At 74.3% G+C, this 261-nt stretch carries 1 protein-coding gene; it reads left to right on the forward strand.

Going from position 1 to position 261, the window contains the following annotated elements; translation table 11 throughout:
• The coding region (locus G3I53_RS14325; protein ID WP_164438418.1) for a condensation domain-containing protein at positions 1-261 on the forward strand (261 nt) is incomplete at both ends.

Consider the following 261-nt stretch of genomic DNA (forward strand, 5'->3'; position numbering starts at 1 on the left):
GTACTGGCGTGAGGCGTTGCAGGGCGCCCCGCCGGCGCTGGACCTGCCGACGGACCGGCCGCGGCCGGCGGTGCCCAGTCACCGGGGCACGCAGTTGGCAGCGGTGCTGGACGCCGACGTCGTCAGCCGGCTGGCGGGTGTGGTTCGGGAGCGGGGTGCGACGCTGTTCGGTGTCGTGCAGTCGGTGCTGTCGGCGGTGTTGTCCCGGCGGGCGGGTCAGGACGACGTGGTGATCGGTGTGCCGGTGGCGAACCGTTCCCG

Origin of the sequence: Streptomyces sp. SID14436 (assembly GCF_010548465.1) — a bacterium.
Taxonomy (GTDB): Bacteria; Actinomycetota; Actinomycetes; order Streptomycetales; family Streptomycetaceae; genus Streptomyces.